Source organism: Microcoleus sp. A003_D6 (assembly GCF_036702825.1).
Taxonomy (GTDB): domain Bacteria; phylum Cyanobacteriota; class Cyanobacteriia; order Cyanobacteriales; family Microcoleaceae; genus Microcoleus.
The window spans coordinates 36,483-52,028 of sequence record NZ_JAUBWA010000015.1; the positions used below are offsets into that span (position 1 = coordinate 36,483).

Annotated in this window: 15 protein-coding genes and 1 pseudogene; 9 read left to right on the plus strand and 7 right to left on the minus strand. The window is 42.8% G+C overall.

The genetic code is table 11. The features are described from left to right. Positions 1–60 precede the first annotated feature (60 nt). Both QUB70_RS06965 and QUB70_RS06970 read left to right on the plus strand, forming a co-directional pair. The gene (locus QUB70_RS06965) at positions 61–3,315 is read left to right on the plus strand and encodes a CHAT domain-containing tetratricopeptide repeat protein (protein ID WP_332979225.1); all 3,255 of its coding nucleotides are present in this window, start codon (positions 61–63) and stop codon (positions 3,313–3,315) included. Positions 3,316–3,421: 106 nt separating this feature from the next. Continuing rightward, positions 3,422–4,864, plus strand: a complete 1,443-nt coding sequence (locus QUB70_RS06970) for a hypothetical protein (RefSeq protein WP_332979227.1) — start codon at positions 3,422–3,424, stop codon at positions 4,862–4,864. A 48-nt stretch (positions 4,865–4,912) separates the two neighbouring features. Here QUB70_RS06970 and QUB70_RS06975 read toward each other — a convergent pair whose 3' ends face one another. After that, positions 4,913–5,821 carry a GIY-YIG nuclease family protein gene (locus QUB70_RS06975; RefSeq protein WP_332979229.1) on the minus strand — a complete coding sequence of 303 codons (909 nt, stop codon included), beginning with the start codon at positions 5,819–5,821 and terminating at the stop codon, positions 4,913–4,915. Positions 5,822–6,014: 193 nt separating this feature from the next. Beyond that, positions 6,015–6,767, minus strand: coding sequence for a tyrosine-type recombinase/integrase (locus tag QUB70_RS06980; protein WP_332979231.1), 753 nt, complete (start codon positions 6,765–6,767; stop codon positions 6,015–6,017). 138 nt (positions 6,768–6,905) lie between these two features. Here QUB70_RS06980 and QUB70_RS06985 point away from each other — a divergent pair, with 138 nt between their 5' ends. Next, the gene (locus QUB70_RS06985; protein WP_332979233.1) at positions 6,906–7,385 is read left to right on the plus strand and encodes a hypothetical protein; all 480 of its coding nucleotides are present in this window, start codon (positions 6,906–6,908) and stop codon (positions 7,383–7,385) included. Positions 7,386–7,567: 182 nt separating this feature from the next. Here QUB70_RS06985 and QUB70_RS06990 read toward each other — a convergent pair whose 3' ends face one another. After that, positions 7,568–7,882, minus strand: a complete 315-nt coding sequence (locus QUB70_RS06990) for a YciI family protein (RefSeq protein WP_332979235.1) — start codon at positions 7,880–7,882, stop codon at positions 7,568–7,570. Between the two features lie 134 nt (positions 7,883–8,016). Then, on the minus strand, positions 8,017–8,778 hold the full coding sequence (locus QUB70_RS06995; RefSeq protein ID WP_332979236.1) for a phytochelatin synthase family protein: 762 nt from the start codon (positions 8,776–8,778) through the stop codon (positions 8,017–8,019). A gap of 244 nt (positions 8,779–9,022) precedes the next feature. Here QUB70_RS06995 and QUB70_RS07000 point away from each other — a divergent pair, with 244 nt between their 5' ends. The 5 genes from QUB70_RS07000 (at position 9,023) to QUB70_RS07020 (ending at position 12,363) form a co-directional block, all read left to right on the plus strand. Next, complete coding sequence (locus QUB70_RS07000; RefSeq protein WP_332979238.1) at positions 9,023–9,937, plus strand: hypothetical protein; 915 nt, start codon at positions 9,023–9,025, stop codon at positions 9,935–9,937. 16 nt (positions 9,938–9,953) lie between these two features. After that, positions 9,954–10,604: a hypothetical protein gene (locus QUB70_RS07005; protein WP_332979240.1), complete on the plus strand. Its 651-nt coding sequence runs from the start codon at positions 9,954–9,956 to the stop codon at positions 10,602–10,604. 105 nt (positions 10,605–10,709) lie between these two features. Then, positions 10,710–11,084, plus strand: coding sequence for a hypothetical protein (locus tag QUB70_RS07010; RefSeq protein ID WP_332979242.1), 375 nt, complete (start codon positions 10,710–10,712; stop codon positions 11,082–11,084). Between the two features lie 62 nt (positions 11,085–11,146). Further along, on the plus strand, positions 11,147–11,329 hold the full coding sequence (locus tag QUB70_RS07015) for a hypothetical protein (RefSeq protein WP_332979245.1): 183 nt from the start codon (positions 11,147–11,149) through the stop codon (positions 11,327–11,329). A 221-nt stretch (positions 11,330–11,550) separates the two neighbouring features. Beyond that, positions 11,551–12,363 carry a hypothetical protein gene (locus tag QUB70_RS07020; protein WP_332979247.1) on the plus strand — a complete coding sequence of 271 codons (813 nt, stop codon included), beginning with the start codon at positions 11,551–11,553 and terminating at the stop codon, positions 12,361–12,363. A gap of 97 nt (positions 12,364–12,460) precedes the next feature. Here QUB70_RS07020 and QUB70_RS32630 read toward each other — a convergent pair. From QUB70_RS32630 to QUB70_RS07030, 3 genes and pseudogenes are all read right to left on the minus strand, one after another. Next, a pseudogene (locus QUB70_RS32630) lies at positions 12,461–12,604 on the minus strand (transposase); the annotation flags it as partial. A gap of 364 nt (positions 12,605–12,968) precedes the next feature. Further along, positions 12,969–13,607: a hypothetical protein gene (locus QUB70_RS07025; RefSeq protein WP_332979249.1), complete on the minus strand. Its 639-nt coding sequence runs from the start codon at positions 13,605–13,607 to the stop codon at positions 12,969–12,971. A 210-nt stretch (positions 13,608–13,817) separates the two neighbouring features. Then, entirely contained in the window at positions 13,818–14,144 is a 327-nt protein-coding gene (locus QUB70_RS07030; protein WP_332979250.1) for a hypothetical protein, read from the minus strand. 289 nt (positions 14,145–14,433) lie between these two features. Here QUB70_RS07030 and QUB70_RS07035 point away from each other — a divergent pair, with 289 nt between their 5' ends. Beyond that, positions 14,434–15,105 carry a methyltransferase family protein gene (locus tag QUB70_RS07035; protein WP_332979251.1) on the plus strand — a complete coding sequence of 224 codons (672 nt, stop codon included), beginning with the start codon at positions 14,434–14,436 and terminating at the stop codon, positions 15,103–15,105. Positions 15,106–15,546: the final 441 nt, after the last annotated feature.

The window sequence follows — 15,546 nt, forward strand, 5'->3', positions numbered from 1 at the left end:
CAACTCCCAAAATATATCAATTTAATTCAGCACTTGTTGAATTGTCCCGTTGGGGGAGAAATGGAGATTTTGCAAGCTAATTGCCTCTTGATTAACAACGGCTTAATTAGAGTGATGCAAGAGGGACAAATTAGTGTATCATACAATGATAACAAGAATAAAGATTGGTTAATTTCTTTCTCAATCGAGTTGATAAATAATCTTGAAACCTGGAATGAGTTAAACGAAAAATCCATCGAATTTCTTAATCTAGGAAACTACAAAAATGGGATTATATTTGCCCACACGGCACTAGAATTAACCAAAAGAATTGGTGGAGATAAAAGCCCTTATGCAGCAACTAGCTTGCACAATTTATCTGTTCTCTATCAAGCTGAAGGTTCTGTCAGCAAAGCTGAACAAAAATGTGTCCAATCGTTGGAAATCAGAAAATTACTTTTTGATAAACAAGATCGTGATGTGGCAATTAGTTTAAATACTCTAGCAACAATCTACTCATCTCAAGGACTATTTAACAAAGCTTCTAAATTACTAATGGAAACATTAGAAATTAGAAAAAATATCTACAGAAAAGAAAATACTCATGTAGCAAATAGTTTAAATAATTTAGCATTTGTCTGGAAAATTCAAGGACGTTATGCAGAAGCCGAACAGTATTATATCGAAGCATTGTCAATCAGAAAAACTCTCTTTGGAACTCAGCATCGTGATGTGGCAAGTAGTTTGAATAATTTGGCAAGTCTCTATTTAGCCCAAGGACATTATGCAGAAGCCGAACAGTATTATATCGAAGCATTGTCAATCAGAAAAACTCTTTTAGGGAATGAGCATCGTGATCTAGCAAACAGTTTGAATAATTTGGCAAGTCTCTATTTAGCCCAAGGACGTTATACAGAAGCCGAACAGTATTATATCGAATCATTATCAATCAGGAAAACTCTTTTAGGAAATGAGCATTCTGATGTGGCAAGCAGTTTGAATAATTTGGCAAGTCTCTATTTAGCCCAAGAACATTATGCAGAAGCCGAACGATATTATCTAGAATCATTATCAATCGAAAAACGCTTGTTTGACTCAGAACATCATAATATAGCTACTACCTTAAATAATTTAGCAGAACTATATCGTCGTCAAATATATTATGATTTAACCGAAGAGAAATATCTTCAAGCTTTGAATATGAGAATATCTTTGTTTGGCACAAAACATATTGATGTGGCGCTTGTTTTGAATAATATCGCTAAACTGTACTACGACCAAGGAAGTTTTACAAAAGCTATAGAAACTTTTAACGCTTCGATTCAAATTTTAAAGAACACGTTAGTAGAGACGCATTATGACGTAGCTTCTGTTTGGAATAATTTAGCAATTTCATTAGTTGCTATTGATTGTAATGAAGAAGCCTTATTAAATTTATCTCATTCAAATATGATTGAAGATAAAATCATTAGCAATATATTTGGATTTAGCTCAGAGCGTGACAGATTAATTTTCTTGAAAAAAATTAGAGGTGATTTTGAGGGATTTCTGTCCCTTGTTCACAGTCATCTCGCAAATTCTCCTGAATCGGTAAAATCAGCCCTAAATTTAATCTTCAAACGCAAAGGTCTAACTGCATCGGCACTCGCCGCACAAAACGAAGCCTTATATAGCGATCAATATCCCCATCTGACTGAACACTTCCAAAAACTCCGCGACTTAAGCGAACAAATAACACACTTCACTTTTTCCATCCCACAAACAGAAGATTTCATCACTTACCAACAACAATTAGCACAACTGCAAGCCGAACATAATAGCTTACAAAAAACCCTGGCATCCCAAGTACCAGAAATCAAATTACAAGAACAACTACCTAACTGTAGCGATGTTGCATCAGAGTTGCCAGCAGGTTCAGTTTTGATAGAGTTTATCCGCTTTGATATCTTCAATTTTAAAGCAATTCCAGCAAAAGGGGAAGGACAATGGCAACCCGCCCGCTATCTCGCTTTCATCTTACCTGCAGGACAGCCAGAATCAGTAGAGATGATAGATATTGGAGAAGCGGAATATATTGATAGCTTGATTCGAGAATTTCGAGAGTTGAGAACTCGCACAGGAAGTAAGGGTGGGATGTGGAGTCCCACTCGCAAGTTAAGTTTCAAGCAATACGATCCACAAGCTGGCATCAAACTACGACAAGCCATATTCGACAAACTTCGTCCCGCACTCAAAGAACACCAGCATTTAATTATTGCCCCAGATGGAGAATTGAACCTAGTGCCATTTCAAATTCTTCCCAGCGACGACACCGGGGAAAAAATGCTGATGGATGAATTTATCGTCAGTTATCTGACTGTCGGACGAGACATACTGCGACAGAAAATAGAGACAAAACGCTCTGCATCTCTCAATGCGTTAGTATTTGCCTCTCCGAATTTTGACTTGAGTGCAGAAAGTGTTACTTTTGATGCAGCACCAGAAAAAAATACACAGACAGCCAACTTGCGGGAATGTATTGCTAACAAACCCTTAAAATCTGCTGTAGGTACAAATATATTGGGAGAACGAATTGCACAAAGGTTAAAAGTGGCTTCTTATCTGGGAAACGAAGCACTGGAAAGCTACTTTAAACCCCTTAAATGTCCCCGCATTCTGTTAGTAGCCACTCACGGTGTATTTTTACCTAACCAGCCAGAAGAGTCCTCCCCAAATTTTCCTGATCAAATGGAAAGTAGTTTATTGCAGCGCGATCGCTTTTTTGGTCGAGTAGAAAATCCGATGCTGCGTTCCGCCCTCGCTTTAGCCGGAGCGAACACTTGGGCAAAAGGAGGCAAACTTCCCCCAGAAGCTGGGAAAGGAATCTTATTTGCTCAGGACGTAGCTGGACTTGACCTCTGGGCGAATGAAATTACCGTCCTCTCAGCCTGCGAGACAGGCCTTGGGGATGTAGCTATTGGGGAAGGAGTATTTGGGCTGCGACGGGCTTTTACCGTTGCTGGAGCGAAAACCCTGATAATGAGCTTATGGTCAGTGAATGGCTGGGCAACTACCCTGCTCATGGAACGGTTTTTTGATAACTGCGAAGCAGGATTAGGTCGCGCCACAGCCTTGCAAGAAGCTCAGAATTACTTGCGAAATATCACAGTTGGAGAATTGCAACAATTTGAACTAGGACGAGAAATTCTTAAAGATGAATTCAATAATGGTAGAGAATTAGATGATGCAATTTTAGCTCGTCAAGCTGAAGACAAACTTCTGGCGCATCCTTATTATTGGGGAGCTTGGATTTGTCAGGGAGATACGACATCCCTGCCATTTACAGCTTGCTCGTAAAGTTCAATTCTCCAACTCCGTTTATAGACTGAGCCAGGATTAGAGCAAGAATCTGACTTGCTTTTAAAGCCCATACCATACAATTAGATGTATAGATCGAGGACCAATGCCACAAGTAGACAAGCTAAAAATCTTTCTTGCTTCGCCAAGTGATGTAGCTAAAGAGCGTAAATATGTAAAGGAAGTAATTGACGAAATAAACGGTACCATAGCTCCCAGTAAAGGCATTTTCCTTGAGGTAGTTTGTTCAGAGCATACCTTTCCAGGCTACGGTCAGGATGGTCAATCTGTACTCAATAAACAGATTGGCACAATGAAAGAATATGAAATATTTATTGGAATTATGTGGAGTCGAGTCGGCACTCCAACCCAACGTGCTGCGTCGGGAACTATTGAAGAGTTTAGACGAGCAGTTAAAGCTAATAAAAACTATGAAAAACCTGAGATTTGGTTTTACTTCCGAAAATTAGAAGCATATTTAGATACAAAAGAGAAATTAGAACAGGCAGGGAAGGTAGTGACGTTCAAGAAGGAAGTTCAGTGCAAGGCATTAACCCACGACTACAACAACCCCTCAAATTTCCGAGATCGTTTTCGTCAGGGCTTATTGCGGTGGTTAAATGCACGTCCAAACAAAACACCTCGACCTCGTACCGCTGCTGCGAACCGAATCAAAAAGTCATCTGTAACGCCTACTAATTCGCAATCACCGACTGCGGGAGAGAATAAGCCAAAAAAATCAATTTCGACTTCGCCAGCAGAACGCAAAAGAAAACCAAGCGCAACCTCGCCGACGAAAAAGCGATCGCCTGCTGGTTCTCGCTCTACAGCTCGTACAACAAAAAGCATCAGCAGTTCGGAGGCGTGGGTTATGTTGAATCACAATTTCTTTTTAACCGAATCCGTTGATACTCAAGCCAATCAAACCGTCACACTCCACATTTCACCTACCAATCCAGAACAGGAAGCTGCCTTACGTAATTTGCAACCAGAGCAGCCTTACAACAAAAAGCAGATTGCTTATGCTTACCAGAATGATGCAGCCATGATGCAGGTAGAGAGTGTTCTCTCTAAATCTATTAAAGGCAAAACCATTTTAATCGTTACTTTAGGTCGAGAGCCCAACTTACAGAGAAGCTGTATCGAAATCAATTTTGATGGTTGCAGTGCCGATAAAATTGCTGATTTACGCGCTCGTCTTTTATTGCTTAATGAAACCCCTTCTATTCAGAAAAACAACAATTTTTCGCATTTTCATTCTGTGGTTGAAGGAGGTTATGATAATGCTATCAAAATCGATAAAAACATCTTTCCTGATTTGTGGAACAAGCTGAAAGAGCAGCCCAATCACTTCTTATTTCAGGCACGTCTTGTAGCAGTTTATTACTTAAAAATGAGCCGAACTGTTGAACACATATTGGAATTGAAACTTGGTCTAATTAAGGGCAATGTTATGTCTGTTCAGTTTCGCGGGCAAAGAAAATCCCCCTCCATCAATCAAGAACCTGTCGTTATTCAGTTTCAAGGTAGTTGCCCTCTAAGTGGATGAGTAAAAAACCTACAAAGTCAAATTTAAGAAAAATGCGATCGCAATTCCTCACCTCACCCCGCTAATCGCCTCCACCTCAACATCACTGAGCACTTTGGCTTCCATCCCGTACAAATCATTCAGCACTGCCTTGACGTTCGGAAACGCAAAATACTCCGTCAGCTTGCCAATGCGGTAATTAAAAGCTTTGTACCGGTGTTTGAAGTAAAGCTCCACATTCCCCCGGTGTTCCCACAATCCTAGTAAGTTGACAACCACATCCGAGTAATGCGCTCTCACATCCCGCTGCACTTCGGCGATTCTCTCCTCAATCAATCGAGTCGTAACCCCAATTTTATAGAAGCAGTGACCCTCCGCTTTGACCTCAAGAAAGTAGAGCGAGTTCACCAGAATCCGACGAAGCTGTGCTCGATAAATCTGTAAATCAGCCAAGCGTTCATCCAAGCAAGATAACCCCGCAGCTTCGGCCACATCTACAGAGCGCTCTAACTTCATTAACTCGTCGAGCAGCAAAGGTTCCTGTACTCGGTTGAATAACGCCAGGGGAAGCGCACCTACTGGAATTTTGCCGAGGTTTGTGAATTGATAAGAGCGATCGCCCTCCGACTCTAGCAATCCTTTCAATTGCCACCGAAAGTTTACCAAATCTTTGGGAATCGATCGCTTTTGGACCCCGTACTCTTTCCACAGCACTTTCAACTGTTCTAGTTCATCACCCTTGAGTTCGATGTTGAAATTATTGTAGAGGGGCAGCGCGGGGAAAGCTTTGGTTTTAATCCGCTGCGAGACTGGTTTACAAGTTTCCCCGGTGTGCGCGAAGTGATGTTCTTTCACTGACCCCTTTTTCGCTGTCAATCCGCCTCCGCAGTAGAGACAAGCGAGGTTAGTTTTTCCGCGCACAACCTCATCAATGCTCGTCAGTTCACCGCTGAGAGCAACACCAAATTTAAGCCACATTGTCAACAATTCTCCTTTCAGCAGGTTTCGCAGGTGCACCCGCTAACGTATTGAGGATTCTAACAAATCTAGGGGTTAGGGCTTCTGCCTTGGGAAAGAAAGCGATCGGCATTCCATTTGGGATGCGTGACTTTAATCCTTGCATCCAAAATCTAAAATCTAAAATCTAAAATCTAAAATCTAAAATTGCTCGTCACCAATCGGGAATTTCTTGGGCCGAGGAGTCTGCTTGGGCTTGTGACAGTTGGTGAGTGGGCAACGGATTTTCTGGGGTTGGGGGAGCTAAATCAGGATATATGATTTTCCTGACGTAGGAAAGGGTAGACAACGCGGAGACGGCACCCCTTACTTGGTCGGGCCGCACTTCTAGATATTTCTGCAACTGTTCTAAGTTGCGGTGGCCGCTGATTTCTTGAATAATCCGCAATGGGATACCCGCGTTGCTCATCTGGGTGAGTGCCGTCCTTCTGAGGCTGTGGGTAGAAGCGCCGATGATGCCAACTCGTTCGCAGGCTTCTTGGAATAGGTGAGAGGCGGCTTCCGGGTTCGCGTGTTTCCAGCGGTGGTTGAGGTGGCGGCTGGGGAACAGGTAGGGGTGATCGGGATGCTTGTAGGTTTCTAACAGCAGCCTCAACTCTTGAATGATCGGGATAGTGCGGGTGCCGAGCTTGCCTTTGGTGTTGCCCTTGCGGATGATCATTTCTGAGCGAATGGCACCCGCCGGGGTGAAAACATCGATGACTTTCAAGCTGCACGCTTCCGCTACTCGGCAAGCGGTGTACAGACAAATCCCAAACAAAGTGCGATCACGATCGGTTTGCAAACCATCGTTGAACAGCAGTTCGATTTCCTCTTGGGTAAGGATTTTTGCTTGTCCGTGTCCCTCAATCTTCATGCTTGGTGTATACCCGACCTGACGCTTGAAAGTCTGGCATATTTGTTGCATTGCTGCACCTGTCTGAGGGATTTCTTAATGCGGCGTTCTAGGAATCAGCAAGTTTGGTTCTGGCGATGGCAGTTCGGGTGTCGATAGCTGCTATAGCGTGTTTAAATAGTTAAAATTTGGCTTAGGGTAAGATGTGCTGTGGAAAGTTATAAAGTCATGCTGGAAAACATAAAAGGCTTTTGCGAGCGTCTTGATTACGACCCGAGTAATGGATATTGGCTTGCTGTTATAGCGTTACCAGATTACTTTGAGAGCTTGGAGATATACATTGCTGGTGATGCGAATGGGCTTAATCCAACTCTCGAAAAAGCAGTAGTTCGCGTTCTCAACAACTTTAGTACCGTTGAGTCAACAGTCAAAGCTTATTTAGTTAACATAAAATCAGGTACTTTTTTTAAAGGCGGAGTCAAAGATGGGATTCTTGAGTTAAATGATTGTTACAAGACTGAAAGTGTCTGGGACATCATGTGGCTGAATTTTTGCGATGTTGATAAACCCGATCAATATGAGGTGGTTTGCACTGCCGATTCAAGCTTGCCGTTTGGACATAGCTGTTGCCTATGGATTGTAACTTTATGCAATGATACTCCTATTTCACACTACGGTAATTTTTGGTAAGGCGTGGATAAGTGGTGATTCAAAACATATAGTATCAACCTGAGTTCGCAATGGCGGTGTCTATATTTTCTTATTCCGCGATCGCGGAAGCGGCTTAGGGGGAGGGAATATACATTTATCACGGCGCAAGCCCAATGGTTCTTCTTTGGAGGTGAATGAGTAATTGCAAATATAGCCCCTACCTATTTACTATCCCCAAAACGCTCGCACCCAATATGCACCTGCCACTCCACTACTCTAGTAGATTCTGCTAACATACCATCCAGGGCGCGGGGACTGCTGTTAACAATCTTTTGAGCTTCTTCCACATTTTCTGCCTGAATCACCCAAAGCCCTGTTCCATCATGGGGAAAAAAGGGACCACAGCACAGTAGTATTCCTTTTTCCTGTTGTTCGCGAAACCAAGCTAGCTGATTTGGGTCGTGTTCTGGGTGAGCGATTTTGTAGTCGTAATACTCTGGAATGGTTGCTACAACAACGGCAAAAAGTTTAGACATAATGCTTGCCCCAAACTGAGAAAGTTCTAATCAAAGATAGCATAATACTTCAATTACTTTTGGTCGCACCCGCACTATTGCCATTTTTGAGTAAGTGATTGAAGCGGAGCCTATGCAATGCCTAATTCTCTATTTTACTCACGCACAATGAGATAGCCGCGCGTCTTTTTAGAACTTGAATCAGTAGTATTCATCGCTTTCCAAAGATTCTCGGTAGAAGCCCATACAGGCGGGTATTTATAACTGGCTACATCTTCAATCAAAAACCGATCGCTTGGCTCGTGATAGGCAGCAAGGGGAGAAATATGCCCGCTTTTACCCTGACCCAAAACAGAACGTTGGTAGTTCACGATTATATAGTCGCCAGAACGGGTAAGGTTGGCTTTAGCTTGGCTCCGAAATTGATTAAGCGTCGTCTCCGAGGCATAGTAGACTTCAACTTTGACGTTGTGACTTCTGAGCAAAGCTGCTAATTCATCAAGAGTCATCCCCGAAAAAGTGACGGCATAAGAAGAACGGATGCTCTGGGTTTGACCGTCAAAAAAGGTGTCTTGAGTGAGGGGGCGATATCCCTGTCTTTTGCTGCCGAGTGCATTCAGAACCATCACACTGCTAGCCACACCACAATAGGCGGGACGTTTTTGGGTTTGAATGTGGGTGCTAAGCGGTTGAAAATCCTGTTGGCTCTGGCTCTGGTTCAATAGCTGTTGTCCTTCTGGTGACTCTAGGGAAACTAAAGTTTTGGGAAGTGGTAGTCGCTCAACAGAAGGTGGCGAGAAGAGTTTCCAGGTAAAAACGCTTAAACCTGTGCCAAAGATTAGTAGAATACCTCCTCCAGCTTTTATTAGTCGCCCTCGCCATCGGTGATTTCTCGACTTTTGATTATTTAAGTCCATATCATCATCTCTCCCAAGAGCTGTTGTGTAAAAATGTCTTAGTCATAATTTCCCCTTGAATAATTAAACATTACACTGTCTAAACCTTGCCATCTGGTTAATAGCTCTGGTAACTATTGCCTTTGCTTTGGACATCATTATAGCAAGTCTTTTCATGGTTAAAGTTTCATGATAATTAAGAAAAAATATCCTTTTTATAAAGCAGTCTGAAAAACTTAGATTTTGTAATATAATTTGGAAATCCATGCAGTTTCACTCTCCTTGCATCATGCCGCCAATGCCAACAGTCACAGTCCAGTCAGGATACAAGCCACAATCTATTGATACCAGCATTGAAGCTGACGTGCTGATGTTTCAGCTATTGCGACAGTTAACGCCCCAACAAAAAGTACAACGGACTTGCGCTTTCAATCAAGGAGTGCGAAGGCTGGCAATATCTGGAATAAAGACCCAGTATCCCAATGCTACTGAGGCAAAAGTTCGGCAAGAATTTATTAAAAGGTGCTTAGGTGCTGAGTGGATAGAAGTTTTATCAGACAGTAAAGATTGGGGGGAACTCGTGATTGCAGATCCGATCGACTTAGCGCAAAAAATAGCCAGCATCTTGCTACCGCTGAATATTCCCTATGTGGTGGGAGGTTCGGTGGCAAGTTCGCTGTTGGGAGAAAACAGATCTACGCAAGATTTGGACTTAGTGATTGATTTGGAAGCCCGAACCGCACAGAGGTTAATTGATGCCATGTCAGGCGAGTTTTACATCAGCGAGTCGGCTGTGAGTGAAGCAATTGCAAAGTCAAAAACAGCACCACGCGAATCATCGTTCAATGTCATCTATTTGCCTTCGATGGAGAAAGCAGACATTTTTGTGATGAGCAGCGATGACCCTTTTTCGGCTTCGGTGATGAGTCGTCGCCAGCTTCATCCGGTTAGCGGTTTAACAGAGGAGGGAATCTATATCTACTCGCCCGAAGATATCGTCCTGCAAAAACTCAGTTGGTACCAACTAATTCCTGGCGGTTCCCAAAAGCAGTGGAGGGATGTGTTGGGAGTTTTGAAGGTGCAAGGGGAACGACTCGATCTCGCTTACTTAAACCAGTGGGCTCTTACACTCCAACTAACAGATTTGCTCTCTGGAGCGTTGCTTCAATCAGGGTATTAAGAGTTGGCAATTGAAGATGAAACCAAACAACCAACAACGTGCTACTGCCAATAAAATCAAAAAGTGGATTCAAACCACTCAAGAAGTTGAAAAAACTCGATTTGCCATACCGATAACCAGGCTGACGAGTATCAAAAGTCTGTGTGTTGATGAAGTTGCTGCGGAAAAGTTTGGGCTCTACATTGCTCGACTGGTGCAGCAACAGATTAATCTGGCGAATTGTCCAGAACATTTCACGGATGAAGAATGGGAACAGCAAAAACAATTAGTGGATGAAGCGATCGCACTGATGGACAGTTACCGAGAAAACCCTAGTAACGAAAGCCGACAATCTTTGAAAAGCTTATTGAGAGACATTGATGGGGTGCAAGGGGATGACTACCGGAATTTTAGGTGGACAACGGTGCGCTTTGTCCGCAGCGGAGATTTACTCAAGCTAGAATATGCGCTGCGGTGTTTCGTAGAGCCAGATTTTCCCTATTGGGTTTACAAGTTAGCTAGAGAATATGTAGAAGGTTATGGATTGCAGTCGGGTTCGGGTATCGTTGCTGAATCAGTACCCATGTTGTTGGAAGTAGCAGAATTTTGGTGTCAGTATTATTTCAATCAGAGTTTGAACGAGAAATTTCCCGATGGGGGCGATCGCTGCGTTCGACCCAACCCGTGAGAATTTTCAGGTGCAGATTGAGGGTTTGTTAAGTCTGCAACCCCTAAGAGTGTCAAAACCCGTGCCATTAAACTAAATATCGCCCGATTCACACTTTAGAGTTCTTTGGTATTTTGCAAGCGTAAGAAATGCAGTCGTTCCGATGCTTCACCAGCTACAATTGTTACTTTATCTGGCGCAACGTCGCAGGAAAATGAGGCACCATCTCCCATGAAAGTAGCGATCGCCTCTCCACTTTCTCTCATCCCAGACTTTGAGCGTGTTAACGAAGTTAGTCAATTGAGTGGCCGTGACTTTGACCCGGTGAATAAGACTTTGCGGATATGGGGTAAGGGACGTGGCACTAAGTCGGAAGTAGTGGACTTGGGAGCCGTGACTGTTCAAGCGATCGCCGATTGGCTGGAAATTAAACCAATTCGAGCCGGGGAAACTGACCCCTTATTCACAGCGCTTGATTTTCCTAACTGGGACATCGGTTAATCGGCGACGGTATCCCCAAGATTGTTGTCCGTCACAGCGAAAAAGCTAGTATTAAAAAGCAGATGTCCCCTCACCGCATCCAACACTCAGTTATCACGGCGGCACTGGATGCGACGGATGGGAATGTGCGGAAGGTTCAGAAATTCATCAGCAGGCACAGGAACCTCAACACGCTGATGATTTACGATGATAACCGGGGTCGTGACCAAGGAGATGTTACCGATTTATTGGATGAGATGTTTTAGTCGATCGAACAGTTACATACTTGGCTTCAATAAAAAGCGAGCGCATTAATTGAGAACTCGACATCTAAATATTTTGGGCAAAGGTAAGGTTACCCCTGGACAAACTAAAACTGCGTAAACTAACCCGTTGCAAAATTGAGAGCCAAGTAAAGGTTAAATAGGTATCTTTAAAAGCACCAACTTGTTTATGAATAAAAGTAGCGAATTAAGTAGGATAAAAAATGAGTAGTGGATTTTTTTTCTGGCTTTGTTATGTCAAATTACTGGTGTGTGAGCCAGATACAAACTCCTGTCGGTGGAATTTAGTCTATTGCTCACTTCCTGCAAAAGTCTGTTCTGATTTACTGGGTTTTCAGAATGAAAATTTAAAAATAATTGCTATTTTTAAATTTCATCCTATGAATCATTGTGCCATTGCAGAGATTGATGAACCTGAAGAGCTTAAAGACTCAATAAAGGTTTTAATGGTTGGAGATAATTTGTTAAATTTTACTGTGGCAGCGAGAATGTTAATGTTAAAATCTAATTTGGTTGCATATTATGGGTTTGACGTAGAAACAGCAATGCAAATCGCAGCTAACAAACAAGTGAATATAATTATAATCGATAAGATGTATTCAGGTAAATACAATGATAGACGAGTAGAGGGGATGGAGATTGTTCAAATGTTAAAATCTAATCCAGAAAACGCACAAATTCCCGTTATTTTAAAATTGTGTGGTCAAGTCATGGTAGGCGATCGGGATAGATACTTAGCAGAAAGTGGTGCTGACGATGCCATTCGGTTAGACCCTGCTAGTTGGGACTTCCTTATCGAAAAAATAAAATATAACCTCTCTGTGAAGGATTGCAGTCAAAACACGACAATTAATTTAGACAACAGATTTAACAGTTCCCAGCCAGTTAAAATACAAAAAGAATCAGTATTAGAGTTTCTAGCATTCAAAATATACCAACTCATTATGATAAGCGGTCAAGTTATTTTTTTAATTTTTGCTTTTTTACAACGCTACAAGAAAATATTTAGAAACTGATGCAAATAACTTGTTTAATTTTAATTTATGGGTTAACTCATTTGTCACAACCATATTGCCTAGGGTAAACAAAAAGTTCAGCAACTTATCTTTATCCTTAACGACCAGATGCACTCTTGAAGCCAAGGAAGCAGTCAACCAATGTTTTGCCCCCTGTTGCCAGGTTCTTGAATACTTTGTGTAACTGAATGCGACAGTTATGGCCGACCTTGAGACTGGTGAAATCCATAAGACTGATACTCCTAGAGGTGCCTGAGAGAGCCTTGCATGAGAAAACAAGCCAGAGCGATGCCTGTAAAGCATGGCAACGTCAATTTGGCGAGCGGTTTCCCTGTAACTTATCGTCAGACAAAATAACTAGATTCTCCGACGTTTTAGGTGAGTTATATTGAGATAACAGACTGCGAACTCAGTAGCAAAGGAAAGATACGGAGTTCAGGAGTTAGGAAGGCGATCGCTATGTGAAATTTATCGGAAATAACAAGCTTAGCGACAAGGAAAATTAAGCAGCTTGGAAGGGCAATAGCAAAGTTAAACGTTTAGTTTCCGATACCATATTGCGATTGCCGATGTACGCGGTTTTGCGATCGCCGAACCTATCCGTTTTAGGTTAAGTTACTTCTTATCTGCGAAAGAGCTTGATTCAATCCCTCACTGTGAATCCAGCCCACGTAGCCGCCATAAATCATTCTGCCATCGGGAGCGGCTAAAAAAATGTGGTCAACGCCGACGGGGTTCTTCCAAGCCCTAACCGCCGTCCCATCCCTGAGCCTGATTATTGGACGGGAACTTTTAAAATCCCTGTGGTGTGCTGGAGTCATGCCTGGAACAGCTTGTAAAATAGCGATCGCCGAGCCTGTGATATCGTCCATGTTAGTAACGATCGTCGCTGCCGCACAACCGCACCCATCCGTCACCGTCATTTGAAGCCTTTCCTTAATGTCGCCGTCAAACAACGACAATTTCTCAATCTCTTCTAAAAGTTTGCCGTGCGGTTCGGATAAGCGCCTTTGACAATAAATCGCTGTCAGCAAGTCCTCCAACCCCACTTTTGTCAGAGCATCTGCAATCAATCCTGTCAAACCTAGCACGGCAATGCCTCCTAACATTCCTGCGGGGCCACCCAGAAATGCTAAAGCTGCTGTAATCGCGGCAGCTCCTGTAAAACCTGTCGCAGCCATCGTCACCACCAGGATGACACCGGGTAAACCCAAACCAGCTACTTTCTTGACGACTTCATCCATTTTACGAACCTTTGCTATTGCTTTGGGAACCTTACCAACCGCTTGCGGGCAGGGAACACCTGCTAGCGCAACAAGTTATTTATTCTAGATTCTTGCATTTACTGCCTTGCTGCATCAATCTGTGGATTTTCTTAACGCGGTAGCTGAGTTCAGGGGACGTTTGAAGAAAAGGCAGTTGGCAGTAAGGCATTAAGATTTTGGCGATCGCTATTACGAACAGCTTTCTATGTACTCAACTTCAGGAAGCTTACCCGACCTAAAGTTCCCAACTTTATTAATGTATGTCACAAAAATGATACGGTAGTTTTTGTCAGTCGCATCTTTAGGAACAAAAGTTATATATTTTCCATTACGCGATGGACTACCAACATAATGGTGTTTACTCATTTTAATTTGTTCTAGATAGAGTGAAAGAATCCTTTTTTCATTATCCCCAATCTTAGCGCCTTGGATTGTAGTAACCCCCGCGTTGGTAATATCTCTTCTGGCAATGCGCCCTTTTGTAAGCATAAAAGTGTATCCGGCTTTTCTTCCCATCCAGGGGCGAACCAGGTCTAGACGGTCAAGGAGGGCGAATGGGGCATGAACCGTTTGAGTAAAAACGCAGAACACTGCGGTTCCGTCGAGTCACCGTCGAGAGGTTTTTACCTGTTAAGCTAAGAACCGGATCTGTCAAATAAAAGCTCGGAGTCTGGTCATGCTTCAAGTTGCTTGTTACCCCATCAGGCAAAATAGAAGCACTTTGATAAGTTTGCTCGTGATAAATAGCTCGACCTAAAAAAGCGTAATATAGATAGAGTTTACTAGATAGAGATTAACAGAAGCTATGAAATCCAAACATTTTATCAATCTGCACAAAGCACTCACCTTTCCATTTATTTTGACGCTGATGTTCGTTTACCAAAATTTTCAAGTGGGTGCTTGGGTTTATCTCGCTCTGCACGGTACTTATGGTTTGTTGTGGCTGCTCAAAGACCAGATATATCCTGATAAACAGTGGGAACAAGAAATCTCTGTTGGAACTGGAATATTAGGCTTTGTGTCAGTTAGCCTCTATTGGATAGCACCTTTTATTTTGATTAGCAGCGGCTCACAACCACCTCTGCCGTTAGTAGCAGCAGCAATCTCCATAAATATTATCGGTGTCTTTCTCGCCTATACTGGCGATGCCCAGAAGTATTACACACTTAAGTACAATTCGGGACTAATAACTGAAGGATTTTTTGCCAGATCGCGCAATACGAATTACTTAGGAGAAATCCTAATCTACGGATCGTTTGCGATGCTAGTTCAGCACTGGCTACCTTTTTTAATTCTGGCAGCTTTTATTGCGGCTATTTTTATTACTCACATGAGAAAAAAAGATATTTCGCTTTCTCGATATCCTGAATTTGCCGACTACAAAACTCGGTCTGGGCTTTTACTACCTCGACTATTTGGATCGGCGACTCTCGAACCAAAAAAAGACAACTTAGCTGATAAAGTTGGTCAAATATAGTAATTTAGCTTCATTTGCGCCATCGTAGGGTTCTAGTGGAACGGTGCACAGATTCAGACATATTCACCCTAAACCTGACTGTTGTTTCTTTGTCCGGTGCTTGCAGTTTGCTCATTAAACTAGGCTTGATTGAATGGGAACTGGTTCTGGTGCAGATGCGAACGGCTTCAGTTCTCGCCAAAAACCAGCCATCCGGGGTGTCATTTTCCTTGCCCTCTACACCCTTATTTGCTCAATTCTAAGCAATTCAAAAACAGGTTTACAACAAGTTGGTACTGTACGCTACAAACCAGGGATACGCTGTATCTCCTTTTAGCAGTTACCAACTTGTTGTGATGGAATAGTTTTTTGAGAGGATCAGAAAAATGAGGTGGTGGGGACTCATCACCTTCAACCGACAAGGGCCGTGGCATCGCCCTCCACTACGCTGCCGATCGCATA